Genomic DNA, 262 nt, shown 5'->3' on the forward strand with positions numbered 1-262 from the left:
TAGAAATAGTAATAAGAAAAATGCTTAATGAAGAAAATATTTTAATAGATTTCGCATCAAGTGCTATAGAGGCGCTATTGATGGTTTCTCAAAATATTTACGATATTATTTTAATGGATATAGTAATGCCGCAATTTACAGGCACCGATGCAATGCTAAAAATCAGGAAGCATGCTGACGCATCAGCAACAAAAATTATCGCTCATACATTTAGTGAAAACGAAAATAGTGATAATAAGTACGTGAAGCTTGGGTTTAACGG

Annotated in this window: 1 protein-coding gene; it reads left to right on the top strand. The window is 32.4% G+C overall.

Annotation, left to right across the window (positions count from 1 at the left end; genetic code table 11):
* Positions 1-20 precede the first annotated feature (20 nt).
* The coding region (locus AAEY57_RS20300; RefSeq protein ID WP_350608697.1) for a response regulator at positions 21-262 on the top strand (242 nt) is incomplete at its 3' end.

The organism is Pseudoalteromonas sp. MER144-MNA-CIBAN-0113 (assembly GCF_040308965.1).
In the GTDB taxonomy this organism is placed as follows: domain Bacteria; phylum Pseudomonadota; class Gammaproteobacteria; order Enterobacterales; family Alteromonadaceae; genus Pseudoalteromonas; species Pseudoalteromonas tetraodonis.